Source organism: Ruegeria sp. C5 (assembly GCF_056537605.1).
In genome coordinates, this window is sequence record NZ_JBQFRX010000002.1 from 383,752 (window position 1) to 408,874 (window position 25,123).

At 53.0% G+C, this 25,123-nt stretch carries 15 protein-coding genes and 2 pseudogenes; 12 read left to right on the plus strand and 5 right to left on the minus strand.

The genetic code is table 11. The annotated features are described in order from the left end of the window. The first annotated feature begins 18 nt into the window (after nucleotides 1-18). Together phnY and ACR0AW_RS09725 are read left to right on the plus strand one after the other, a co-directional pair. Nucleotides 19-1,467, plus strand: a complete 1,449-nt coding sequence (phnY, locus tag ACR0AW_RS09720) for a phosphonoacetaldehyde dehydrogenase (protein WP_170732710.1) — start codon at nucleotides 19-21, stop codon at nucleotides 1,465-1,467. 140 nt (nucleotides 1,468-1,607) lie between these two features. Further along, complete coding sequence (locus ACR0AW_RS09725) at nucleotides 1,608-2,621, plus strand: NAD-dependent epimerase/dehydratase family protein (protein ID WP_170732711.1); 1,014 nt, start codon at nucleotides 1,608-1,610, stop codon at nucleotides 2,619-2,621. A 63-nt stretch (nucleotides 2,622-2,684) separates the two neighbouring features. Here the strand turns inward: ACR0AW_RS09725 and ACR0AW_RS09730 are convergent, their stop codons facing one another. Both ACR0AW_RS09730 and ACR0AW_RS09735 read right to left on the minus strand, forming a co-directional pair. Then, entirely contained in the window at nucleotides 2,685-3,767 is a 1,083-nt protein-coding gene (locus ACR0AW_RS09730; protein ID WP_170732712.1) for a DegT/DnrJ/EryC1/StrS aminotransferase family protein, read from the minus strand. A gap of 232 nt (nucleotides 3,768-3,999) precedes the next feature. Then, nucleotides 4,000-4,953, minus strand: a complete 954-nt coding sequence (locus ACR0AW_RS09735) for a Gfo/Idh/MocA family protein (protein WP_170422763.1) — start codon at nucleotides 4,951-4,953, stop codon at nucleotides 4,000-4,002. A gap of 163 nt (nucleotides 4,954-5,116) precedes the next feature. Here ACR0AW_RS09735 and ACR0AW_RS09740 point away from each other — a divergent pair, with 163 nt between their 5' ends. Continuing rightward, nucleotides 5,117-6,619, plus strand: coding sequence for a glycosyltransferase (locus ACR0AW_RS09740; RefSeq protein ID WP_170732713.1), 1,503 nt, complete (start codon nucleotides 5,117-5,119; stop codon nucleotides 6,617-6,619). On the opposite strand, the gene wecB is transcribed toward ACR0AW_RS09740, so the two are convergent. Both wecB and ACR0AW_RS09750 read right to left on the minus strand, forming a co-directional pair. Continuing rightward, nucleotides 6,616-7,689 carry a non-hydrolyzing UDP-N-acetylglucosamine 2-epimerase gene (wecB, locus tag ACR0AW_RS09745; RefSeq protein WP_170732714.1) on the minus strand — a complete coding sequence of 358 codons (1,074 nt, stop codon included), beginning with the start codon at nucleotides 7,687-7,689 and terminating at the stop codon, nucleotides 6,616-6,618. The two genes, ACR0AW_RS09740 and wecB, sit on opposite strands and share 4 nt — an antisense overlap. Before the next feature lie 123 nt (nucleotides 7,690-7,812). Continuing rightward, nucleotides 7,813-8,393: pseudogene (locus ACR0AW_RS09750) on the minus strand (IS5 family transposase); the annotation flags it as partial. 672 nt (nucleotides 8,394-9,065) lie between these two features. Between ACR0AW_RS09750 and ACR0AW_RS09755 the strand changes: the two are divergent. From ACR0AW_RS09755 to ACR0AW_RS09790, 8 genes and pseudogenes are all read left to right on the plus strand, one after another. Further along, entirely contained in the window at nucleotides 9,066-10,505 is a 1,440-nt protein-coding gene (locus ACR0AW_RS09755) for a UbiA family prenyltransferase (protein ID WP_170732715.1), read from the plus strand. Nucleotides 10,506-10,507: 2 nt separating this feature from the next. After that, a complete protein-coding gene (locus ACR0AW_RS09760; RefSeq protein ID WP_480439083.1) occupies nucleotides 10,508-10,924 on the plus strand; it encodes a GtrA family protein in 417 nt (138 codons plus the stop codon). Next, complete coding sequence (locus ACR0AW_RS09765; protein ID WP_170732716.1) at nucleotides 10,921-12,243, plus strand: FAD-binding oxidoreductase; 1,323 nt, start codon at nucleotides 10,921-10,923, stop codon at nucleotides 12,241-12,243. Before ACR0AW_RS09760 ends, ACR0AW_RS09765 begins: the two co-directional genes overlap by 4 nt. Then, the gene (locus ACR0AW_RS09770) at nucleotides 12,240-12,977 is read left to right on the plus strand and encodes an SDR family oxidoreductase (protein ID WP_170511918.1); all 738 of its coding nucleotides are present in this window, start codon (nucleotides 12,240-12,242) and stop codon (nucleotides 12,975-12,977) included. The genes ACR0AW_RS09765 and ACR0AW_RS09770 overlap by 4 nt, the downstream gene beginning before the upstream one ends. 261 nt (nucleotides 12,978-13,238) lie before the next feature. Then, nucleotides 13,239-14,001, plus strand: a pseudogene (locus ACR0AW_RS09775) (IS5 family transposase). 197 nt (nucleotides 14,002-14,198) lie between these two features. Continuing rightward, on the plus strand, nucleotides 14,199-15,515 hold the full coding sequence (locus ACR0AW_RS09780) for a nucleotide sugar dehydrogenase (RefSeq protein WP_170732717.1): 1,317 nt from the start codon (nucleotides 14,199-14,201) through the stop codon (nucleotides 15,513-15,515). 360 nt (nucleotides 15,516-15,875) lie between these two features. Then, nucleotides 15,876-17,615 (plus strand): type I secretion system permease/ATPase, encoded by a 1,740-nt coding sequence (locus ACR0AW_RS09785; protein ID WP_170732718.1) that lies wholly within the window; start codon nucleotides 15,876-15,878, stop codon nucleotides 17,613-17,615. After that, nucleotides 17,615-18,922 carry an HlyD family type I secretion periplasmic adaptor subunit gene (locus ACR0AW_RS09790; RefSeq protein ID WP_170394559.1) on the plus strand — a complete coding sequence of 436 codons (1,308 nt, stop codon included), beginning with the start codon at nucleotides 17,615-17,617 and terminating at the stop codon, nucleotides 18,920-18,922. The genes ACR0AW_RS09785 and ACR0AW_RS09790 overlap by 1 nt, the downstream gene beginning before the upstream one ends. A 20-nt stretch (nucleotides 18,923-18,942) precedes the next feature. Here ACR0AW_RS09790 and ACR0AW_RS09795 read toward each other — a convergent pair whose 3' ends face one another. Further along, nucleotides 18,943-20,856 (minus strand): M10 family metallopeptidase C-terminal domain-containing protein, encoded by a 1,914-nt coding sequence (locus ACR0AW_RS09795; RefSeq protein ID WP_480438985.1) that lies wholly within the window; start codon nucleotides 20,854-20,856, stop codon nucleotides 18,943-18,945. Between the two features lie 349 nt (nucleotides 20,857-21,205). On the opposite strand from ACR0AW_RS09795, the gene ACR0AW_RS09800 reads away from it, so the two are divergent. Beyond that, nucleotides 21,206-25,060 carry an Ig-like domain-containing protein gene (locus tag ACR0AW_RS09800; protein ID WP_170732720.1) on the plus strand — a complete coding sequence of 1,285 codons (3,855 nt, stop codon included), beginning with the start codon at nucleotides 21,206-21,208 and terminating at the stop codon, nucleotides 25,058-25,060. Nucleotides 25,061-25,123: the final 63 nt, after the last annotated feature.

The following is a 25,123-nucleotide window of genomic DNA, read 5'->3' on the forward strand; positions in this document are numbered from 1 at the left end:
CATTGGATGGTTCTTGCCATGGCAGTCACCGAAATCCGTAATGAAGGGATGCGAATTGGTGGCAAGATCATCATTACCGCTGAGACCATCCCGGTTCACTACCCCTATACCAATGAGGTCGTGGGCCATGTGCCCGCAGGGCAGGCTGAACACGCGCGCCGCGCCCTCGAAATTGCGGCCCACTACAAGCCCGAACTGACCCGCTATGAACGCAGCCAAATCCTGCAACGGGCTGGAGAGCTGATTGGTGAACGTCGCGATTACCTCACCAAATGGCTGGTGCTTGAGCTTGGCATCTGCCATCAACACGCGATCTACGAGACCAAGCGCGCGCAGGATGTCTTTCAATTTGCAGCGGCCGAGGCACTGAAGGATGATGGCGAAATCTTTGCGTGCGATCTGACCCAAAACGGTAAAGCCCGCAAGATTTTCACGATGCGCGAGCCTGTGACCGCAATCAGCGCGATCACTCCATTCAACCATCCACTCAACATGGTCAGCCACAAGGTTGCTCCGTCGATCGCCACCAATAACTGCATGGTCTGCAAACCGACCGAGTTGACGCCTCTGACCTGCCTGACGCTGGCCGATATCCTTTATGAGGCAGGCCTGCCGCCTGAGATGTTTCAGGTGGTCACTGGCTGGCCACAGGACATTGGGAATGAGATGATCGCCAATGAAAACATCGACATGATAACCTTCACCGGTAGTGTTCGCGTGGGCAAGATGATCGCAGAGAAGGCGGTTTACAAACGTCAGGCGCTGGAGTTGGGAGGTAATGATCCACTGATTGTTCTGAATGACCTCAACGATGCCGATCTAAACAGGGCAGCAACGATCGCCGTAGCCGGGGCCACCGGCAATTCGGGACAACGCTGCACTGCGATCAAGCGAATACTGGTGCAAGAGAGTGTCGCGGACACCTTTGTGCCTTTGGTGCTGGAGAAGGCCAAAAAGATCAGATTCGGAGATCCGCAGGATCCTGAGACCGAGCTGGGTTGTGTGATCCACGAGGATGCGGCCAAGCTTTTCGAAGATCGTGTTCACTTGGCCCAGAAAGAGGGAGCAGAAGTCCTTTACCACCCCGGACGTCAGGGCGCGCTGCTGCCGCCGATCGTGGTCGACGACGTTCCCCACGACTCTGCGTTAGTGATGGAGGAAACTTTCGGCCCCATTATTCCCATCATTCGCGTGCCCGACGACGATGACGAGGTCATGCGCATCTCGAACTCTACTGTGTACGGCCTGTCGTCGGGGGTATGTACCAATGACCTGAACCGCGCAATTGCCTATATCAATGGGCTGAGCGTGGGCACCTGCAATATCTGGGAACAACCCGGATACCGTATCGAAATGTCCCCCTTTGGCGGCATCAAGGATTCGGGCAATGGTGTCAAAGAAGGGGTCATCGAGGCCATGAGGTTCTTTACGAATGTCAAAACCTACTCGCTTCCTTGGCCCGGTTGAAGACTTGTTGAAGATTGCAATGCACACCACGAGAGATTCATGCTCACTCAGCCATGAAATGACCGCTTGAGCCCTTCGGCTCTTGGCGTCATATGTGCCTTCGAACGCACGCGCGATGCCCCGAAACAAGGAAATACCTCATGCAAAAGGTTCTGATCACAGGTACTGCCGGATTTATCGGGTTCCATCTTGCCAAACTTTTGCTTGAGAACGGTTGCCGGGTTCATGGCTTTGACGGGATGACTGATTATTACGATGTCCGCCTCAAACAGAGTCGACATGCGCTGTTGCAGGAGAACCCAAATTTTTCGTGCGATGAAGGGATGCTGGAAGATACCGCCAAGTTCGACCAGATCGCTGATGCTTTTGAACCGGACGTGATCATCCACCTCGCGGCGCAAGCTGGCGTCCGATATAGCCTGGAAAACCCGCGCGCCTATGTCGAAAGCAATGTTGTCGGGACGTTCAACGTGATGGAAGCTGCGCGGCGGCACAAAGTGCGGCATCTGCTGATGGCTTCGACTTCGTCGATCTACGGGGCAAATCCTGACATGCCCTTCGACGAGTGCGAAAAAGCAGATCATCAACTCACTATGTACGCAGCCACCAAAAAGGCAAATGAAGCGATGGGGCATTCCTATGCCCATCTTTGGGATATTCCGACGACAATGTTCCGCTTCTTCACAGTCTACGGTCCTTGGGGGCGCCCGGACCTTGCGTTCTTCAAATTCACGGACGCTATCCTCAACGACCGCCCGATAGACATCTACAACCACGGCGACATGTATCGTGATTTCACCTATGTGGATGACCTGGTGCGCGCAATCTCTCTGCTGATCGACGTTGTGCCTGTTCGCCCCAAAGCCCCCGAAGACATCGCCGAAGGTGACAGCCTGAGCCCGGTCGCTCCCTATCGCATAGTGAACATTGGAAATTCAGACAAAGTGCGTTTGTTGGATTTCATCGACGCCATCGAAGAAAGCCTCGGCAAACCCGCGATCCGAAACTATATGGAGATGCAGTTGGGCGATGTGCCTGCAACTTGGGCCAATGCCGCACTGCTGCACCGCCTGACCGGTTATCGCCCAAAAACCGAAATCAGGGACGGCATACAGGCCTTCGTGGACTGGTATCGCGCATATTACGGTAAATAGAACCTGCGAACCTGCCTAAACCTGAATTCGCCGGCCCCAGCACCGATTAAACCGTCAGCGCGTTCAGATCGCTTTTTTCAGTGCCTCGATTATCTGCTCTTGCGAATTCTCCTGCAGATACGGGTGCATCGGCAGGCTAATCACTGTTGCGGCGGCCTGATCGCCAACAGGCAAGTCGGCATTTGGGTCAGAAACAGCTGGTTGCTTGTTCAACGGCAGTGGATAATGCACGGCGGTCGGAACCCCGGCGTCTTTGAGCTTAGCTTGCACATCCTCACGATTGTCCACGCGTATCGTGTACTGCGCCCAGGCGCTGGTCGCGCCCTCCATCAGCGTCGGAGCGGCGATATTGGTTTCCTTCAGTAGCACTTTGTAACGGTCCGCGACGGAGTCTCGCAGGACAAGTTCATCCTCGAAAATATCCAGCTTGCACAGCAGGATCGCAGCCTGCAATGTGTCCAGACGGCTGTTAACGCCAACCCTGATATGGTGATAACGCCGGTCCTGCCCGTGCCGGGCTATCTGGCGAAGAATGATGCTCAGATCATCGTCCGAGGTGAAGATAGCACCACCATCGCCGTAGCAGCCAAGGGGTTTCGATGGGAAAAAGCTGGTGCAGGAAATCGTTGATAGGTTTCCTGACCGTTTGCCACGCAACGATCCGCCAAAGCTCTGAGCAGCATCCTCGATGACAGGTAAGCCGTTTGCCACAGCTACCTCGTTAATTCGTTCGAAATCAGCAGGTTGGCCATACAGCGACACCGGTATAATTGCCTTTGTCCGGGGTGTGATCGCAGCGTCAAGCTTGTTGGGATCAAGGTTATAACTAGTCTGGTCAATATCGACATAAACCGGCTTTGCGCCCAGCAATCTGACGGCTTCAGCCGTGGCGATATATGAAAATCCGGGCGTGATGACCTCATCCCCCGGCCCGACCTCAAACGCCATCAAGGCAATTTGCAATGCATCCGTTCCATTGGCGCAGGTGATGCAATGTTTAGCTCCCGTGAAGGCAGTCAGCCGTGCCTCTAGTTCAGCCACTTCTGGGCCAAGAATGTACTTTCCATGCGCCAACACATTGGCAATGCCAGCATCAAGCTGATCCTTGATACGTTTCTGTTGTTCCGCCAGGTCAATAAATTGCATCGCTAAAACGCCCTATTGGTTCTTGAGGAATTTCTGCAAGCTGTACCTCTGCAGTTTCCCATACATAATCCGGCACCGCTCGACCATGTCTATTCGTCGGCAAAGACTTAATACACCGGGTCTGTTTGGCACGGATTACCGCAGTACTAATAACTGGGCGGACCGTTTCCCTGTATTGCCCAGTGCCAAAAACGTCATGGGTGGTGGGACAACATGCAGACGATCCGTTTGATCAGAGTACCGTGCTGCTCATCAGCTTCGGATGCTGCTCACCTTTGCTTGCTTCGATCGAGGCGTTGCGGATATGGCTGACCATCGCAATTGCAGGCCGGTTTTCATTCAATCCAAACCCGTTCCCGTTCAGAATCTCTTCGTAGCTTCGCGTGTGCAAGTCGGCAAATCCGCCCGAGAATTCGATCTCTTCCCCATCAATAGTGATGGAGCGATAGGTTCTGGCTCCGGTTTCTCGCGCCTCTGCCGGAACGTCATTTACGTCCAGCGACAAGAACCAACGGCACCGGGCGTGTTCAAACTCAAGATAGCCCGCTGCCTTGGTCGGGGCATTGAGATGCACATGGTTCGCCTGAAGATCTCCGAAGAGGAAGTGCAGCATGTCAAAGAAATGCACGCCGATGTTGGTGGCAATACCGCCAGATTTGCGGACATCCCCTTTCCAGCTCTCCAGATACCAACGTCCACGGGACGTGATGTAAGTCAGATCGACCTCGTACTTGGTATCCTTGGGGCTGTTTCGAATCTTGTCCCTAAGAGCAATGATCGAGGGATGTACGCGCAACTGCAGGATCGTGTTTACGGTCTGTCCAGTCGCTTGCTCAATCGCTTCCAGGCCATCAATATCCTCTGGGTTCAACACCAGCGGCTTCTCACAGATCGCATCGGCGCCAGAACGCAATGCAAACCGCATGTGGCTGTCATGGAGGTAATTCGGCGAGCAGATCGAGACATAATCAATTTTGCCCGCTTCGCTGCGACGTAACATGTCAACATAGCGATCAAAACGCTCAAACTCTGTGAAAAAATGTGCATCGGGGAAGTGGCTATCGATAATTCCAACGGAGTCGCTTGTGTCCAGAGCAGCCAACAACGTGTTTCCGGTATCCGTTATCGCCTTCATGTGGCGCGGCGCGATGTATCCTGCGGTTCCTATTAATGCAAAGTTGCTCATTCGGTGCGTCCCAAGTGCTCAAATTGTGCTACAGCGCTTCCAAGAAATTCTTTGGGAAGTCAATAGTGGAAGGCATTTCAAGCATCACCAATCAAGCTGGAAACCCCGATCAACCTCTGTTAGAGCGGTTCGGAATTGTCAGAGCTAGATTGATCTTCGACCGATGTCAGACACCCGCCCCAAATCTCAAAAAACCGTATTCTGTCTTACCTACCACGAGATAACGGCGGATGCGCGCGTTCTTAAAGAAGCGCGCGCACTTCATGCAGCGGGCCATAACGTACATATCTTCTGCGACTGGCCAGGGGGCTTGCCGCAAGAAGACAGCATCGATGGCATTCGGATCACTCGATTCAACTGGCAGTCTTGTGACAACATCACTGAAAAATTGCTTAAACGTTTCTCGTTTATGGAGCGCACGTCCGCTCAAGTCGAGCAACGTGTCGTACCGTATGTCGAATCCGCTATTCAGCTGAATTCTTTGAAAACCTGGTTGAAGACTTTCCTCACGGACGAAGACGTCCAAAAGCTTGACCCGATGTACTATAAAAACTTCGGCGGTGATGAAAGGCGGGCTAGAAAACTCGTACACAAGCGACTGCTTTGGAAAACACGGCTTGGACTTGGATTCGGAAAAGGCCCGAAAAACCTCAAGTCATTTATGTTGATGGCCCGAAAAGTCAGAGAAAATTTCTTTAAACTCTATCAGTTGGAATCATTGATTTACGCAGAAAACCTTTGCCACCTTAAATTTGATGAGGTCCCTGATGTCATCCACGCTCATGATATTTATTGTCTCCCTGCAGGCGTCGTAATTGCCAAGCAGTTCAACGCAAAACTTGTTTATGACGCCCATGAGTATGAGCCCGCGCGCGCTACAAAGAATCCGTCGAATGGATCGAACTTTGCAGAAAACCTAGAAGACGATTGCCTCCCCTTCGTCGATTATATGATCACCGTATCTTCGTCCATCGCAGATTTGTATGCCAAACGCTTCAAAGATAGTCCGACACTTATCCTCAATGCTCCAGAGATAGATGTCGACTACATGGATAGTCGTAAAGAAAAGGCGTTGGATCAGCTTTCTATCCGTGCTCAGGCAAACGTTGCTGACGGGGCGCCCTTGATTATTTTTACTGGTGGCATTCAAATGTCACATCGTGGGTTAGATAAAGTTCTTGAGGCTTTGGTTCATCTTCCCGAAGTCAAGTTAGCTTCGATGGGCCCACGGCACCTCCGAAACGACAAGTGGTTCATGAGTGTCGCTCATGACCTAGGTGTGGATGATCGCGTTACCTTGCTTCCACCTGTGGCAGCTCCAGATGTACCAGTCGCAATTAGTACAGCAGACCTCGCTATATGCCCGTTTCAGAACGTATCGCTCAATCACCGCTACGCAATGCCTAACAAGCTTTTTGAAGCCGCATTTGCTGGCGTACCAATATGTGTTTCAGATCTTCCAGAGATGCGTCGGTTTGCGGAGTCTCTCGGTTTCGGACGAGCAATGGACGAAACAGATCCTCAGAGCATTGCTGAAGCTATTCGGGATGTCTTGGACCATCCCGAACGCTTTACGTTAAGCGTCGACAACAGAAGGAAGCTTTGGGAGACCTACAGCTGGCCTGCGCAAGCCAAGAAGTTGGCGGCGCTCTATGAAGGTATTTAAACTCGCGCGGCAAGTATCTGTGCGATTTGTTGCGAAGCGGTTCCATCACCATAGATTTCTATCTGATTTCCGCTAGTCCCTATCGCACTTAGGATACCATCCTCGATATCCCCTTCTATGGGCGAAACGATACGATTCCAGCCGCTTTCAACAAGCTCAACCCATTCTGTTTCCGTTCTAAGAGTTACGCAAGGGACGCCGTAGAAATACGCTTCTTTCTGCACTCCGCCAGAGTCCGTAGCAACCAGCACCGCATTGCTTTCTAGAGCGACCATATCCAAGTAACCGACTGGGTCTATCGTTTGGACATGTTCGAATTTACGACCGATTCCTTTTATCCTCGCGGCAGTACGTGGATGCAATGGCAAGACAACCGGATGTTGTTTTGCAACCGCCTCCAGACCATCAACAATGTTTGTTAACGTTTCTGGCGAATCCGTATTTTCAGCTCTATGGATCGTCGCAAGTATGAATCCGTTTGCGTCTAACCCAATGTCAGCCAAAATTGTTGATTTCTGCTTGGCCTTTTCACCGAAGTGTAGTGCTGCGTCGAACATCACGTCACCGACTTCAAAAATTTTGCTCTCCGAAATGCTTTCTCTTCGCAGATTTTCCACAGCGTCGCTGGAAGTCGTGAACAGAAGGTCGGAAACGTGATCCGTTAGAACTCGGTTCGTTTCTTCGGGCATCTTTCGATTAAATGAGCGCAGCCCGGCCTCTACGTGCGCCACCGGGATATGAAGTTTTGAGGCGACCAATGCACCAGCCAATGTTGAATTCGTATCTCCAAAAACAAGGAGCGCATCTGGTTCATGTTCTTGAATGACGGGTTCAAGTTTCTGCATCATCAGTCCTGTCATGGCACCATGACTGCCTGAGTTCACCGATAGGTTGATGTCGGGTTTTGCAATTTCTAGTTCGTCGAAAAAAATCTTAGACATCGAATCGTCATAGTGCTGTCCTGTGTGAATCAGCACCTCTGTTACTCCCGGCATGGAACGAAGTGCTCTGCTCACCGGAGCCAATTTAATAAACTGAGGGCGCGCGCCAACTACAACTGCGATTTTCACGGTAGCTCCAAATAAATAATTGCCTAAAACCGCGCTAACACACGGCCAGTATAAATTCCACGTGATATCTCGTGACTGATTTACTGACGCGGGTTCAGATTAACTTAACAGTAGGGTCAACCTTCATAACCAACAGATGACGGCCGCCACGAGAGCAATGGTAAAGGGACAGACCTCTGGACAGCACTTGAAGCGCGTCGCCAAGCGCCTGCAGCCCTTTAGCCCGCCGAACACGATCTCGATGCGGTTTCACCGCTCGTATCTGCGTTTTGGCATATTTGACTGGGGTCTTGCGTTGCTTTCGACCCGAAATGCAGGCACGTGCCCCCTCGTCTCACAACGCTTCTCGGGTCCAGTCAGCATCGTAGCCGCGATCCCCGAACTGCCATTCGAATTAGGAAAGCTGCCAAGCAGCGAGTGTGCACCAACGTCGTCGCTGAATTGTCCGGCGGTGACAAGCAGATTGACCGGTAGCCACTAGCTATCGCAGATCGCACGCAGCTTGGTGTTCATACCGCCCTTGGTTTGACCAATCAGACGACCACATCCCATTTTGGCAGCCATACTCGTCGCGGTATGGTGCAATTTCGGATGGATTGCACGATCATAACAGTCTTTTGCTTGCAGTGTTCGGCAGCGAGCCCAGCCATCATCCGCGCGAAGATGCCTTTCTCGTTCCTAAGTTTCCATCGGCTACAGAGCGTCGAAAGGACCGCTCATATCAAAGCTCAGCTATCCGAGCTGCTAAATATACAGTGCTAACAAAATCGATGCATCGTGACACTAGAATTGATACGCGTGAGGCGATCCTGCTGTCAGCTATATAAACCTGATACTACCACTAACAGCCCTTTTGGCCATGCGACGACGAATCCCGTTTCCACGCATAGAGTACTTGTTTCTGGTACTCTGTGTCGGTGTAGCGCTTCCATATGCCATATTCTTCACTCGGGCCCGATTTCGGATCCAATTTTATTGGCTGATACATGCGTCAAATGCGACGTTTCTCGCGACACCGCGGGAGCTTAGCTTAGACGCACAAATGATACTTAGACAGCTTTGAGGAGTTATCTTGCTAGTATTTTATTATTGCCTAAGATACTTGTTAAATTAGTACACCTGAGCCTACGCGCTTGTAACTTTGCCAGCTAGAAGAAGCTACCGGATGCTTTGCAATAAACCGGTGCCAGAAGAAGCAACCCGAGTGGCACCTACGCATTGTAGCGTCAAATTGGCCAGAGATTAGCAATGCATCTAAATCACCCCCACCTCATTATCGCAAATAGCTGCACGGGCTTGAATCAAATATATTTTGCCGATTTCAAGGAGTTGATTTCAAACGTGAAACCTCATGCTGTCTGGAGCAAGACTGTATTATGTTAAACCGGCAAACCACATCTCCAGACACCTTGGTGGTTGATCTCGACGGCACCCTGCTCAGATCAGATATGCTGCACGAAAGTTTCTGGGCAGCTTTCTCGTCAAACTGGCGCACACCGTTTCGCGCAATAAAGGCGTTGGGCGCGGGCAGATCAGCTCTAAAACGCGAACTGGCCGCGCACGCAGATATCGACTCGTCAACCCTCCCCTATGATTTGAAGGTCATTGAATATATCGAGAGTTGGCGTAGAGCGGGAGGGCGAACCGCCCTGGTTACTGCTAGCGATCAAAAAATTGCCGATTGCATCGCGAAGTATCTTAATATCTTCGACGAAGTACATGGCTCAAATGGAAAGCAGAACCTCAAAGGGGCTAACAAGGCCACTTTCTTGGAGGAGCATTTCGGTTCGGGGCGTTATGCCTATATGGGTGATGCGACAGCGGATTTGCCCATCTGGGAACATTCCAGCCAAGCAGTTACGGTGAATGTCTCACCGTCTCTGCGCAAAGTCGTCGACTCGATTGATACGCGTGTTGAACACCTCCAAACTAGTCAAACTAGCTTTAGCTCTTACCTACGGGCGATCCGGCCACATCAATGGCTGAAGAATATTCTCGTTTTCTTACCAGCCTTTGCGGCACATGATTTTTCGGCTTCTGCGATATTACATAGCCTCGGGGCTTTCGTTGCGTTTTCACTAATCGCATCAAGCGTGTATGTGACGAACGACCTTCTGGATCTACGCGCAGATCGAGCCCATCCGCGTAAACGAGAAAGACCGTTTGCATCAGGTGCGTTACCCATTTCGCATGGCGCGCTGATGCTCGTGGTGCTTATGGGGGCGGGAACGGGAATAGCCACGCTCCTGGGTTGGCCCTTTGTATTTGTTATGGCAGTGTACTTCATCATTACAACGGCATATTCGCTATCGCTGAAGCGCCGTATGATCATCGATATTTGTACGCTGGCCGCCCTGTATACGATGAGGATCACCGCAGGGGCTGTGGCCACAGGCATTCCGCTATCGGTATGGCTCCTAGTATTTTCTTCATTCTTCTTTTTTTCATTGGCTGCCGTCAAGCGGCAGGCCGAACTAATCGACAATGCAGCACGTGGCAAGTTGAAGGCTGAAGGCAGGGGGTACCAGGTCGAAGATTTGCCTGTAGTCTCAATGATGTCAGTTGCCTCCGGCTACGTTTCGATATTGGTGATGGCGCTCTATATCAATTCTCCTTCCGTGATGGTTCTCTACTCCGAACCCCTAGTTTTGGGAGCGATTTGCGGCATCTTGTTTTATTGGATATCACGGATAGCGATGCTAACGCATCGAGGACAAATGCACGATGATCCAGTTGTGTTTGCAGCACGTGACCGCACAAGCCAGATTTGCGTTATCCTGATGGTTAGCTTTGTTATCGGAGGTGCAGTATTGTGAGTGTGGAGGTCCTAGTATTTCGGTATACGGTCTTCGCAGTCTTGGCGACCATAGCCAATTTGGGGATGCAACGCTTGGTACTGTCGATCAATTCGTCAACCTGGGGATTTGCATCTGCTGTCTTTTGCGGCACGCTTGTGGGGCTTCTAATTAAGTACTTCCTAGACAAGCGCTGGATCTTCGCCGATACATCACGCAGCATCCGCGCACACAGTCGGAAATTTACTCTCTATACCACCATGGGAATTGTCACGACATTGATTTTCTGGGCAACAGAAACCACGTTCTGGGTGATCTGGAAATCCAACTTGATGAGAGAAATCGGAGCGATCATCGGCCTGACAATTGGTTATGTGGTTAAATACCATTTAGATCGCCGATTTGTCTTCACAGACTCGCAGAGAGCGAAACCAGCATGACGCTTGAAGGATGGGGCAGATTTCCCGTCTATCAGGGCACTTCCGAGGCTCCGCGGAACGAGGCGGCATTGTCTGCATTGGTATCTGAGCATGCCGTCATTGCCCGTGGAAATGGCCGTGCCTATGGGGACAGCGCCATAGGATCGAATAAGACCGTTTCGATGCGTCATTTCAATCGGATGCTCTCATTTGATGCGTCGGCTGGCATTCTAGTCGCCGAGGCGGGTGTATTGCTGGCTGATGTGATATCAACATTCCTCCCACGAGGTTGGTTTCCTTCTGTGACACCGGGGACGAAATTTGTCACGCTCGGAGGCATGATCGCTGCAGACGTGCATGGAAAGAACCACCACAAAGAGGGCAGTATTGGCGCTTTTGTGGACTGGCTTGATGTCGTCACACCAGCAGGTAGGATAGAGCGCTGTTCGCCGCAGGAAAATGCAGATTTGTTCAACTGGACCACCGGTGGAATGGGGCTTACGGGTATCATCTTGCGCGCAGCTCTTCGTCTACGCCCAGTCGAAAGCGCCTGGATACGTCAAACCTTGCGACCGTTGCCAAATCTAGATGCAGCGCTTGAGGCATTTGAAGCAACTCAGGACGCAACTTATTCGGTAGCGTGGATCGACTGCCTAAGCCGGGATGACAAACTCGGTCGTTCTCTTTTGATGCTGGGGGAGCACGCCACGCGCGCCGATTTATCAGGGGACAAGTTGAGGTATCCTTTCGAAACTCCAACGAAAAGGAAATTGTCTATTCCGTTCGACTTTCCGCAAGGACTGTTAAACAGACTGTCTGTGCGAGGGTTCAATGGGCTCTATTATTGGAATGGCTCTCGCGAAAGCGGCGAAACACTGGTGGATTGGGACAGTTATTTCTACCCACTCGATGCTATCCTCGGCTGGAACAAGATCTATGGGCGCAAAGGACTAATGCAATTTCAATGTGCGCTACCTCTGGAGCACTCCAAACGCGGCCTAACTGCGCTACTTCAAGCCACATCCGCCGCCGGGGCCGGCTCTTTCTTGGCGGTGCTAAAGCGGTTCGGCCAGCAAGACAGCGCATTTTCTTTCCCAATGCTAGGCTACACATTGGCTCTCGATTTCCCGGTAAACCAGCGAACGCTTTCGCTGATGTTGCGGCTCGACCAAATCACGATGGACCATGGCGGCCGGTTCTATCTGGCTAAAGACAGCCGAATGCCCGCCGATACTTTGCACCGTTCTGATCCACGCGCCGCTGCTTTCGCCGCCCACCGCGATGAAGCCGGGCTAAGCAGCAGTTTTCGTTCAAAACAATCAGAAAGGCTCAAACTATGAGCAAAGGTGCAGTGCTGATCTTGGGGGCACGATCCGACATTGGTCTTGCGATAGCCCACGAATTCGCAAAAAGCGGTCATCCAATACAGCTCGCACTGCGAGATCCCGCACAATTTGAAGCGGCACAGAAGGATTTGCTTTTGCGTTATAATGTACAGGTCACTCTTCACGCCTTTGACGCTCTTGCATTAGAAACTCACGCAAGTTTTGTCGACGATCTACCCGAGCTCCCCCAGATCGCCGTTTGTGCGGTTGGACTAATGGGTGACCAAGTAGAGAATGAACAAGATGTGGATGCTGCAGTGACAGTCATGCGATCCAACTATGAAGGGCCCGCCAGCATTCTGGCTGTCTTGGCAAATCGCTTCGATCAACGCGGTTCGGGCAAAATCGTTGGTATCAGCTCTGTTGCAGGTTTGCGCGGGCGTGCCACCAACTATGTCTACGGCTCGGCCAAAGCCGGATTCACGGCCTTCCTTTCCGGTCTGCGTAACCGCATGGCTCGTCGGAATATCCATGTTCTTACGGTTCTGCCAGGCTTTGTGGCCACGCGAATGACAGAGGGCATGGACCTGCCTGCACGTCTTACTGCGGCGCCAGAAGAAGTAGCAGAAGCCATTTCTCGCGCACTGATCAAAGGACGCAATGTGATTTATGTTCGTTCGATTTGGAGGCTGATCATGATGATCATCACCCTTATTCCGGAAACAATCTTCAAAAAAATGAAAATCTGAAGAGTAAATATGCAAAAAAAATGTTGAGATCCCTCAATCTATCGCGCAGCTCCATTTTATCCGAAAAAGGTATTTTGCATATTTTTACATCGCAAGAAAACTCTAAGGCAAAATTCAATATCAGGCGACTGCGCGAGTTTCGACGGAACATTTCTGAAAGACTGTGGATGGGAAATCTACTCGTTTAGTACTTCTGCTAATGCCTAGGCTCAGGACCCATTGATTTCCGCCTTGCTGCCTGATTCACTGTTCACAAAACGAATGGTGAATAGGTCTGATCTCTTCTGGTTGAACGACGCGCGGATGGCACGTCTCGAGCCCTATCTCCCAAAGCTCCATGGCAAACCCTGCGTTGATGATTAGCGCGTCCTAACTGGAATTATTTTCATCAACCGCAATGAGTTACGCTGGCGGTGCGCGCCTTCGGAATACGGCCACACAAGACCCTGTACAACCGTTGGTAACGGTGGAGCGGTAAGGGTATCTTTTCACAGATGATGGACGATTTGGCCGCTGAGCGCGGCGAGGAGAAGATTGTTATGATCGACGCGACCTACTTGAAACCCACCGAACGGCGTACAGTTTGGGCGTCAAAAAGGGGGTGTGGTGATCTGATCGATCGCACGAAGCGCGGCTTGAATACTAAGCTGCACGCCATCTGCGACAGCCAGATGCGTCCGCTAAACCTCTCTGTTGCTGCCGGTCAAGTCAGCGACCATGATGGTGCGCGGGCTTTGCTGAGCAGCCTGCCAGATGTCGACTACCGCTCGGGGGCCGAGGTTGTGACGCTGATTGGTTTCGAGAAGCGTTGAAAGACAAAGGGATACGGGCCTGTACCCCCGGTTGAAACCAGTGAATAACTGCGGACAATTACGACATGCGAAGATAATAGCGGCGCACCCGGATCGAGATCATGTTCGGCAGGCTCAAGAATTGGAGGCATGTCGCAACCCGATACGATCGCTGCCCCAAAGTCTTCCTATCGGCAATCGCGCTCGCCGCAACCGTCATCTATTGGCTATGAGTACTGAGCCCAACTGCCGTTCATTTCCCAATAGGCGTATCAAACGCTTCTGTGCCTAGCGAGATTACAATCGCCAAATCTGTTTGCGACCCAAATACCCATTGCCTTTTTCAACAAAGCAACTAGTAGAGACGCGACTTCGTATTTGGGGCCCCTCTGACTATCCTGCGCAGACTTAGATAAAGAGCGATTTTATCATGACACAGACATCACTAAACAACCTGCTACAAAAGCTTACTGCGAAGCAGGCTGTGATCGGGATTGTTGGACTGGGATATGTCGGACAACCCCTGGCCCTCAGATATACCGAAATTGGATACCGGGTGATTGGCTTCGACCTGGATACCACAAAGGTGCAGAATTTAAACTCCGGTCACAGCTCAATTGAGCATATCGACGATGACCGCATTGCAGAGGCGCGAAAAAGTGGATTCGAGGCCACTACAGATTTCTCGCGCATCGCTGAGGCGGATGGCATTATGTTGTGTGTACCAACTCCACTCAACAAATATCGCGAGCCAGATTTGAGCTTTGTCACCGATACGTGTGACCAAATATCAGATCATTTGCGTCCGGGTCAGGTTATTGCGCTGGAAAGCACGACTTATCCAGGCACAACCAAAGAAGAAGTTTTGCCTCGGCTTGAGAAAAATGGACTTGAGGTTGGTGAGGATCTTTTTGCTGTCTACTCACCCGAACGCGAAGACCCCGCCAACCCGGATTTTACGACCAATACAATACCAAAAGTGGTCGGCGGACATACAGCGGCATGCCTGAAGGCGGGTATCGCGCTTTATGAGCTCGCGATTGATAAGCTCGTACCGGTAAGCTCGACCGAGACTGCCGAGATGACAAAGCTTCTGGAAAATATCCACCGGGCGGTAAACATTGGCCTCGTGAACGAGATGAAAATCGTTGCTGACCGCATGGGGATCGATATTTTTGAGGTTATCGACGCGGCCGCGACCAAACCCTTCGGGTTTACGCCTTACTATCCGGGTCCGGGACTTGGAGGGCACTGCATCCCTATCGATCCATTTTACCTGACCTGGAAAGCACGTGAATACGGCATCAATACACGCTTCATCGAATTGGCCGGTGAAGTGAACACGGCGATGCCGGAATATGTGTTTGGCAAACTCGCCAATGCGCTGAATGATCGCAGCAAAGCGATTCGTGGCAGTAAAATCATGGTTTTGGGCATCGCGTACAAAAAAAATGTCGACGACATGCGAGAGAGCCCTTCTGTCACCTTGATGGAGCTGATCCGAGACAATGGAGGAGACCTCAGCTACTCGGACCCCCATGTGCCCGAATTTCCCACGATGCGGGAACACTTCTTTGAATTGTCATCTGAAACCCTTACCCCTGAGGTTCTGTCGGAGCAGGATGCAGTTATTCTGGCGACCAATCACGATGCCTTTGATTATGAGTTGATCAAAAATCACGCGAAGCTCCTCATCGACACCCGCGGTAAATACCGTACCTCTGAGCAAAATATTGTTCGTGCTTAAATGAAACTGCGACCGGCTTTGCCGAGCAGGGCCGGAACACCTGGCGGATGGTACTTAGGAACGGCTGTCGCTCGTATGACCGCTTACGCGGGACCAAAACTCTGAATGGTTTGACGGTGTCCTAAGCGCTGGATGAATGCGCTGAGAATTGGACCCGCAAGGCAAAAATGTCGGCACTTTCCTGCCATTCCAATCAATTCATCGGTACGAACACCGCCTAAACAATTGGCGGCGCATGAAACGCGCGTTGTTCCTGTGCAGGTACGCAGATATAGTTGCGGCAATTGTCAGGCCGCCTTCGGGTACAGGAAGATTGGCTGTTGACGAGTTCCAAGTGTGAGCAATCAAGGGCCAAAACGCGTGAGCTTGAAAAACCGCAACACCCCGCCTCAGCGTCATGAGCTGCGAAAGGTGCGCAACCAAGGGAACAGTTTCCTGGCGCTTGCCTTCATTTTCAGCGTTTTTGTCAATCTGCTTATGCTGACCGGACCGCTGTTCATGCTGCAAGTGTATGATCGGGTCCTTGGGTCGCGCTCGGTCGAGACTTTATCAGCGCTTTTTTTGCTTGTCGCGCTGCTTTATGCGCTGATGGCGATGTTGGACTATGCGCGCGGCCGAATCGTGGCTCGGTTCGGAGCGCGATTTCAATCAGCACTCGATGAACGCGTGTTTGAAGGGACCATGCGACGCGCATTGTTCCCACAGGTTCGATCAGCACCTGCGACTGCATTGCGAGATCTGGAATCGATCCGCGCGTTATGCGCCTCGCCCGTTTTGTTGGCGGTTATGGACATCCCTTGGACGCCGATTTTTGTGGCCGCAATCTTCCTGTTCCATCCGTTGCTTGGCTGGTTGGCCGTCGCAGGTGGAACGCTTCTGATTGTTATCGCGCTGCTGAACCAAGCGTTGACCCATCGCAAAGTGTCAGATGCTCAAATCGCCTCTGCCAAAGCAAATTCTTTCTCTGAACACGCCAGACAAGCTGCCGAGGTCGTCAGATCTCAGGGCATGCAGGAAGATGTCTCAAAACGCTGGTTGAACCAGCGCACCGAAGCGCTGTCTCAATCCATATCTGCAAGCGACTGGACCGGCAGTTTTACCTCGCTGACGAAGTCTCTGCGACTGTTTCTGCAATCCGCTATGCTGGCGCTCGGCGCGTTGCTGGTTTTGCGCAACGAGATGACGCCCGGTGCTATGATCGCGGGTACGATCCTTCTGGGTCGCGCCTTGGCTCCGGTCGAAATGGCGGTGGGTCAATGGTCGATGATCGAACGCGCGCGCACGGCATGGATTAACCTGAACTCATTTCTTGATTCAACGCCTCCTGAATCGTCTCGTACCAAACTGCCCGATCCCAAGGCGCATCTTGTCGCAAAAGGACTGACGGTGATCCCTCCGGGCGCGAAGATCCCGACAGTGCGGAATGCATCTCTTGAGTTGCGCCCTGGCACGGCCCTGGGTGTGATCGGGAAAAGCGGGTCAGGCAAAACAACGCTTGCCAAAGCGTTGTTGGGCCTTTGGCCACCGGCCGCTGGGGAAATTCGTTTGGCCGGTGCTACACTCGATCAGTACGAACCCGACGATCTGGGGCGGCATATTGGATATCTACCGCAGCAAGTGACGCTGTTCAACGGAACGGTTGCTGAAAACATCGCCCGGATGTCACAAACCCCTGATCCCGAAGCGGTTGTTGCAGCGGCGAAAACAGCCAATGCGCATGAGCTGATTCTGGGGCTTGAGAAAGGATACGATACCTTCCTTGAGGGCAATGACAGCCAGCTTTCCGGTGGGCAGAAACAGCGGATTGCATTGGCGCGCGCTCTCTATGGTAATCCGGTATTGTTGATTCTGGATGAGCCAAACTCGGCCCTGGATGCAGACGGAACCCTCGCCCTGAACAACGCGGTCCGCGAGCTCAAGAGCGCGGGCAAATCCACGATTATCATGACGCACCGGCCTCAGGCGATCTCGGAATGCGACGATCTTGTCGTTGTCGAGAAAGGCCAGATCGTCAAATCCGGTGGGCGCGATGAAGTTTTGAACACGATGGTCCAAAACGCCAACGTTATCAAAAGGCACCTGAACAAGGTGGGTGAATAATGGCAGACAAGAGTTCACGTCCCGTTTGGAGTATTAAAGCGCCCGCTTTTGTCGGCCTTTTGGCTCTGGCAGTTTTGATCCTGGGACTGGGATTATGGAGCGTCCGCACTGAGCTGGCCGGTGCTATTATCTCGCAAGGTGTGATCGAAGTTCAGAGCAATCGTCAGGTCATCGAACACCCCGATGGTGGCGTTGTAGGCGAGATATTCGTACGTGACGGTGACGCAGTGGCGCGTGGGGACATGATGCTGCGGCTTGACGACACGTTTTTGGCCTCGGAGCAAACGATCGTGGAATCTCAGCTATTTGAGTTACTTGCCCGAAAGACCCGGCTAGAGGCTGAACGGGATGGTGCGAACGCAGATACGTTAAAGCAAAATCTGCAAGAGCTCAAAGCCCGCGAATCGATCGACGACGATCTGTTGGAAGGCCAACAACGTCTGTTCAACGCCAGGTTGGAAACGCTGACCCAGCAGATCGACCAGCTTGGGAAACAGAAGATACAGATCCAGAACGAGATTGAGGGGACGCAGGCGCAATTGGCGTCACTGAATACTCAGGTCGAATTGATCAGAACGGAGCTCGAAGATCAGCAAGGTTTGCTTGATCGCGGCCTGACACAGGCCAGCCGCGTTTCTGCATTGCAGCGGGAAGAGGCAAATCTAACAGGGCAAATCGGCAGCCTCGAATCCACAGTTGCGCGACTGACAGGCCAGATCGCCACGACCGAAATTCAAATTGTTGAATTGCAGGCCACGCGGCGCGAAGAAGCCATCACCGAGCTTCGGGATGTGCAGTCTCGCGTTGTAGAACTGGCGGAACGTCGTCTTTCCCTTTCCGAGCGTTTGTCGCGTCTAGACATCCGTGCACCCGTCGCTGGCACAGTTTACGACAGTCAGGTTTTTGCCATCCAGTCTGTGATCCAGCCGGGTGAGCCGATGATGTATGTAGTGCCGCAGGATACGCCCTTGTTGGTCGCAGCACGGGTGGATGCGTTGCATGTGGATCAGTTACATCGCGGACAGGAAGTCGCCTTGCGCTTTCCCGCATTCAATCAACGCGACACGCCTGAGCTGAATGGCCGTGTGATCAATGTCTCAGCAGATTCATTCACAGATGAGACGAGCGGCTTTACCTTCTACCGTGCTGAAGTTGTGCCTGACGAAGGACAACTGGACCGTTTGAATGGCCAGGAACTGTTGCCGGGTATGCCTGTCGAAGCCATGATCAAAACTGATGAACGCACTCCGCTTTCTTACCTGGTCAAACCATTGGCAGATTACTTCTACCGCGCGTTTCGAGAATAGCACCGATCACGCAATCGCATTCAAACTGCCTCGATATTGCCAAGCAGTATTGAGGTCATGTCGACCGACAGATCACTATCAACAATTGTGACCTCTGCTCCGGTTTCGTAGATGACGTTGCTGCGTGAAATTCCGGATAGATCCGCATTTGCATCCAGAAAAACCCACTCAGCGTTGTGCGCAGAAGGCTGGCCGACCGCAACCTGAAGAATTGCCAGTGCATCCAACGCGTTTACCGATCCGTCCCGGGTGATATCGGCCGCAATGTAATTTTCGGCCGTTGCCGGACCCCATGTCGGATCAAGTCCAACCGACATGCGCAAAACCTGCAATGCATCCAGCGCTGTTATCTCGCTGCTTGCCATTGAATACGATTTGATGATGTCCAATTGGCCGGAAAACGCGCCGTCTGGTAGATCCAGATCAAATTCACCTTGTGCATTTGCCTGCGCAACAACTGCAGACCCTCCGTCTGGGGTGAACCGGATTTCAGCATTTCCCAACGCTGCGTTTGGAGTCGTCGAATTCAGCGTGAACCCACCAGCTACCCCGTCTGATGAGTTGTTATCCGGCCCGCTACCCAGATTGACAGGAATATGATCGGGACCACCAAACCCTGCGCCGAATACCTGCTCATTTGTCAGGGACGTGCCATTAGCTGAAACAAGTTCTATCGTTTCGTCGCGATAAGCGATTTGGGCGCCTCGAGCGGTGGAAGTGAAATCCAACTGCGCTGGGGTGCGCAGAAAAGGATAATCAGTCAGATCCAAACGGTCGGTGCCGGCCTGAAAGTCCGTGATCACAGTCGGGCCACTTGTTTGACGGATCACAAAGATGTCCGCGCCAGCACCACCCGTCATGGTCGTGGAACTGGTGCCCGTAATCAGCATATCGTCCCCTGCTCCGCCGTCCAGAATAGTGTCCAGTACACCGCCTTTTAGCATGTCGTCCTGCGCGGTTCCGGTTACTGTTCCGAACCCTTCGGCAACAATTCCAAGGTCGGCAATCGATACGCTCAGCTGAGTGAGCCCTGCATCCTGTTGAGATGATACAAATATCTGCAGCTCATCCCCCATATGCGCAACGCTGATCGTTTGGACATTTTGCAATCCACTGTCCAGGGTATCAGCAAAACTATCCATATGGATGAGCTGCCCGTCCGGCGTCATTGTAAACAGCGTGATCCCATCATCCCCGCCCCCAGCCACCACGAAAACCCGACCATTAACTTCAAGAATTGAAAGATCCTGTACGGCCCCAAACCGGGTATGCAGGGTATCCAGAATATGATCCGTCGGCTTTAACTGCCCGCTGGCGTCCAATTCCATAACGCTTAGCGAATTGCTCTGCGATCCGGCCACAACAATCCATGACTTTCCATAGGCTTGAATTGTCTCAACCGCCGTAGGAGAACTGATGCCCAGCGTTTGGATATCGTCATTACCGGCAACCTCAGAGAGCACGCCACTGCCTTGATCGATCGAATATGACGAGATTGTTCCACTGGTTGCATCTGCGCCGACAATGAAATGATTCGACCCCGATTGCAGGGTCTGAAGCGTACTGGCAGACGCGTTAATGCTATGCGCCGGGCTCAGCGATCCATCACCATTGATACTATAGGTGCCGATCTGGCCTGTGTCCTCATGCGCAAGCGCAAGCAAGTCGCCAGCCCCAATCGTCACCTGAACCGCTGCAGCGATATCTCCGCCGCCCGTCAAGGCATCGGTTTCTTGCAAGGCACCGATAGTGCCATCCGTGTTTAGTTCATAACCCACAAGTCCTGTGGCGGTATCGACATCGAGGACCAGTTGATTATTGCCCGCCAGATGAATCGGGGTTCCGCTGCGCCCGACCTGATGGGCAATCGAGGCATCGAAATATTGTTGGTCCTGTTCTTGTGGGCCAGCCCCCTCCACAAGGTGCCAAGACACGAGCCCTCCCCCGGGTCCGCTCGTGCTGTAAAGATACGTTTCCCCGTTAAACGTTTTTAAAGCCGTATCGCCGATACCTGAATCGAGCGCTGCGGTCCCCGTTGCCACCACTCTTTCGAACTGAAGCATCATCGCCCGTTACCCCCTGCCACCCCTGGCAACACATACAGGATGAAACGATGTTCGGTTCTGAACCAGAACAGAAATGTGGTGAAAACAAGGACTTCAGTTCCAGATTAACTCAAATTTTTCGCAGCGGTCGAATGGCTCAGAAGATCAAACCACAGACCAGATCGGCCGAAAACAGCATATCACGCAACGACCAGCGTCCATCTAATGAGAGGGCAAAATGACCAAAGATACCGTTTCGACCAATAAATCGACCACGGACGCCGGGCCCGATGCGCAACGTACGCGCCATATCCGCAAATGGTTCGACAAAAAACTTCAGCGATGGGTAGGACGCGGGGTTGCTGGCGGCCTTGGCTCGACACTATTAGCATTACCAGCTCTTGCGCAGGCCACCGATGAACAGCTTGCGTCTCATCAGTTTGCTGAGTCAATTCCGGGCGTTCGGGTGGCAAAGCTGCTTTCGAATGGCGACGTGCAGCTGAAACTGACAGATGGGCGGACGATTGTTGTCTCTGCCGAGAACGTACAGATTCTGGAAAACGGCACCATAATGGTTGCAGATGAAGTCGTCGGCGAAATTGCACAATTAGGTCTAGCCGCAGAGGCCGCAGGTGCGACCGCAGCGACCGCAGGTGGCGTAAGCGGTGCCGGGCTGGCCTTGGGCGGGCTGGGAATAGCCGGTGCTGCAGCTGCCGGTGGCGGAGGCGGCGGCGGTGGAGACAGCGACGATGAAACTGATGCCGAACCCACCGTTACCCCCTCACCTCCTCGACCGCCCAGCCTGAACCTGGCTGAGCTGCAATCAAACGTATTGAGCAATCTCAGCAGCCAAACAACAGCGCCGGATGGAACAACGACTGTCGAAGTTACCATCGGATCGGTGACAAAATCAGTCACTCCTGCAGGCGACGGAAGCTGGAGCGTTTCACTGACGCAGGCCGAGGCAGCGGCCCTGCCTCAGGGGATCTCGGATGTTTCCGTGCGCCATCTGGATGGTAGCGGGATGGAGCTATCGGCTGAAACCGCAAGGTTCGACGTTGATACCATTCCGCCGGTCCTGACCATCGATACATTCTCGGCGGGTGCGGTAATGAATGCTGCAGAACAAGGTACAAATCTCGAAATCTCTGGCACAACGGATGCCGAGAATGGGCAGACCGTAATGGTAGCGATTGGTGGGCAATCCTATAGTGGCACCGTTTCGGGCGGCGGCTGGAGCGTTTCGGTGCCCGCTTCAGATCTTACCACGCTGCCAGACGGGTCAAGCGTCACGGTGACGGCTGATGTATCGGATCGCGCTGGGAACCCAGCAGCTCAGGCCAATGGAAGTTTTGACACTGATCTGACCGCGCCTGATCTGACACTAAACCCAGTGGGTGGCGGTTCAATAGATCTGGCCGATGTCGTTGGGGATCTTGTCTTGTCGGGCACGACCACAGCTGAAAACGGCCAGGTGGTCAATGTATCTTTCGACGGTCAGGATTACACGGGTTCTGTATCGGGCGGCAGTTGGTCAGTGACGATCCCGAATGCCGATTTGTCTGGTTTGGCAACCGGTGTGCCCGCATCCGTTTCAGTTGCCGTCAGCGACACAGCAGGCAATTCGGCAACACCGATATCGGTATCCGTTCCGGTCGATCTCACGGGCCCATCAATTGCAATCACTCCCTTGTCGGTCGGGGCTATCCTGAATGCGGTCGAAACCGGATCTGACCTGGTCGTAAGCGGGACAACAGGGAACGTAACCGACGGGCAGCAGGTAACAGTAACCCTTGATGGGCAGACTTATACCGACTCGGTCTCGGGCGGCAGTTGGAGTGTGACAATCCCCAGCGCCGATCTCATAGCGCTTGCCGATGGTGGAGACTTCAATATCACGGGCGACGTGACGGACGCCGACGGCCTTGTCGCCCCGCAAGTCAGCGTCAACTTATCCAAAGATGTCACCGCCCCAACTCTGAGTATCGACAGTTTTTCGGGCGGAGCGGTTTTGAATGCTGCGGAACGTGGTACGGACTTGACCATTACGGGCACTACATCCGCCGAAGATGGTCAGACAATCACCGTAAATCTGAACGGCCAATCCTACACTGGACAGGCCTCAACCGGGGGGTGGTCGGTGAGTGTCCCCTCGGCGGATTTGGCGGCGCTACCCGATGGAGCTACGATCAGCGTGATAGCGGATGTATCGGATGCCGCCGGCAATCCGGCGATACAGGCGACCAACAGCTTCGACACGGACTTCTCCGCCCCGTCGCTCGCCATATCATCACTGTCAGATGGAGCAGTAGTCAACCTGACCGAACAAGCAACGGATCTGGTGGTCTCGGGAACTTCTGATGCGGCCAATGGTACGCAAGTTTCGGTACAGATCATCCAATCCGGAGGTGCGGTTCTGACCGGCGGAACCGCCACTGTAAATGGTGGCATCTGGACATTCACAGCGGCTGCTGCCGATTTGAGCAGCCTGCAGGACGGGCAAACGTATGACGTGAACGCCTCAATCACGGATGCGGCTGGCAACACGAATGCTGCGACGACCAGTTTCAGCACCGACCTCAGCGCACCAACAATTGCATTGAACCCGCTTTCGGTTGGATCGGTTCTGGATATCGTTGAACAGGTAACAGACCTCAATGTGTCGGGGACAACAAATGCCGAGGACGGGCAGATTGTAACGATTAGCCTTAATAGTCAGACCTACAGTGCGGTGGTTTCTGGTGGCTTGTGGAGCACAAGCATTCCTTCGGCGGATTTGGCCAGTTTGGCCGATGGAGGCAATTTTGCGGTCACGGCATCGGTTCAAGACGCCGCAGGAAACCCGGCAACCGATGCGACAACCATGTTGGCCACGGATTTCAAACCTATCCTCTACATCAATGATGTGGGTGCCAATAGTGCCGTGTCGCTGATCGATGCACAAAACACTGGAATGACCGTATCAGGCAGTTCCGCAGGCCTGTCTGCCGGACAAGCGGTCGATGTCACGCTTAACTCGGTCTCGCTTGGTTCGGCCACAGTTGCAGCCGATGGGAGCTGGACCCTGTCCGCGCCTGCTGCAAGCTTTGCCTCGATTGAAGCGGGAGACGCCCTCGATTTCGCGGCACAGGCGACAGTCGCAGGCGGCCCCGATCCTGATCCGGTGTCCGAACAGGCAATTGCTCATGTTCCGGCGGCCTACACCATCGTTGAAGCCGGTCGCAGCGGAACGACAGTGACGTTCGAGGTCTACGCAGATTCCGATCGCGATATCTCAAGCGGTCTGGCCTTTACCGCCGAGCTGGGGTTCGATCCTACGGCGGCGACCTACGATAGCGGCTCCGAGACAGAAAACCCTGACTTCAATCTCTTTCTGGCTAACCCGAATGGAGGTTCCGCAATCAGTTTCGCGGGCGCGGCCACGAGCTATGGGGATTTATCGCAGCCTGTGGTGACATTTACTATGACAGTTCAGGACGCGAACCAACCCATCGTCTTGACGTTGACCACTCCAGACGGAGGGCCATCACAGCTCCATCTCGGCACCAGTGGGAATGATACCATTACGGGCTCGGATGTTGATGATGTCATCCGCGGCAACCAGGGCGACGACACCATAGATGTGTCCGGGGCGGGTCGAGACGTCATCGTTTTCGAAGCTGACCCATCTTTAAATGGCATTGATACGATCAATGGGTTCACACTGGGCCCAGCAGCCAGCGTTTCTGACGCCTTGATGTTCCAGGGGTTGAATACCACATCGCTTCGCGGCGACGGGACCGGTGTGGAGACCTTGGTGGCCGGCGGCACAATTGGTGCCAACACCGGGTTCGTCGGGCTGGAGACCACGCTTTCGGACCTTGATCTGGATACAATCACTAGCGCAGCTGAAAACCTGAATGGTGCTCAATCAGGTGATGAGATGTATCTGCTGGCAACGGACGGCACTGACAGCATTCTGGTGAAGGTTGACTACTCTGGCCCAGATTCGGCGTCGGTCGAAGCGCTTGCACAGTTCGATGGCCTTTCCGATCTGAGCAGTTTGTCCGACGACAACATCCTGATCACTGACCCAACTGGCGCTTCAGCCTAAACGGCGCTCGTAGCTTGGGGCGATGCACAAATGTAGCCTCGCCTCTTCAAAACAAGAGGATCA

What these genes read in the sequence shown, in the direction of transcription:
- phnY (WP_170732710.1), top strand. Translation starts at nt 19, where the DNA reads ATGGCAGTCACCGAAATCCGTAATGAAGGGATGCGAATTGGTGGCAAG.
- ACR0AW_RS09725 (WP_170732711.1), top strand. Translation starts at nt 1,608, where the DNA reads ATGCAAAAGGTTCTGATCACAGGTACTGCCGGATTTATCGGGTTCCAT.
- ACR0AW_RS09730 (WP_170732712.1), bottom strand. Translation starts at nt 3,767, where the DNA reads ATGCAATTTATTGACCTGGCGGAACAACAGAAACGTATCAAGGATCAG.
- ACR0AW_RS09735 (WP_170422763.1), bottom strand. Translation starts at nt 4,953, where the DNA reads ATGAGCAACTTTGCATTAATAGGAACCGCAGGATACATCGCGCCGCGC.
- ACR0AW_RS09740 (WP_170732713.1), top strand. Translation starts at nt 5,117, where the DNA reads ATGTCAGACACCCGCCCCAAATCTCAAAAAACCGTATTCTGTCTTACC.
- ACR0AW_RS09755 (WP_170732715.1), top strand. Translation starts at nt 9,066, where the DNA reads ATGTTAAACCGGCAAACCACATCTCCAGACACCTTGGTGGTTGATCTC.
- ACR0AW_RS09765 (WP_170732716.1), top strand. Translation starts at nt 10,921, where the DNA reads ATGACGCTTGAAGGATGGGGCAGATTTCCCGTCTATCAGGGCACTTCC.
- ACR0AW_RS09770 (WP_170511918.1), top strand. Translation starts at nt 12,240, where the DNA reads ATGAGCAAAGGTGCAGTGCTGATCTTGGGGGCACGATCCGACATTGGT.
- ACR0AW_RS09780 (WP_170732717.1), top strand. Translation starts at nt 14,199, where the DNA reads ATGACACAGACATCACTAAACAACCTGCTACAAAAGCTTACTGCGAAG.
- ACR0AW_RS09790 (WP_170394559.1), top strand. Translation starts at nt 17,615, where the DNA reads ATGGCAGACAAGAGTTCACGTCCCGTTTGGAGTATTAAAGCGCCCGCT.
- ACR0AW_RS09800 (WP_170732720.1), top strand. Translation starts at nt 21,206, where the DNA reads ATGACCAAAGATACCGTTTCGACCAATAAATCGACCACGGACGCCGGG.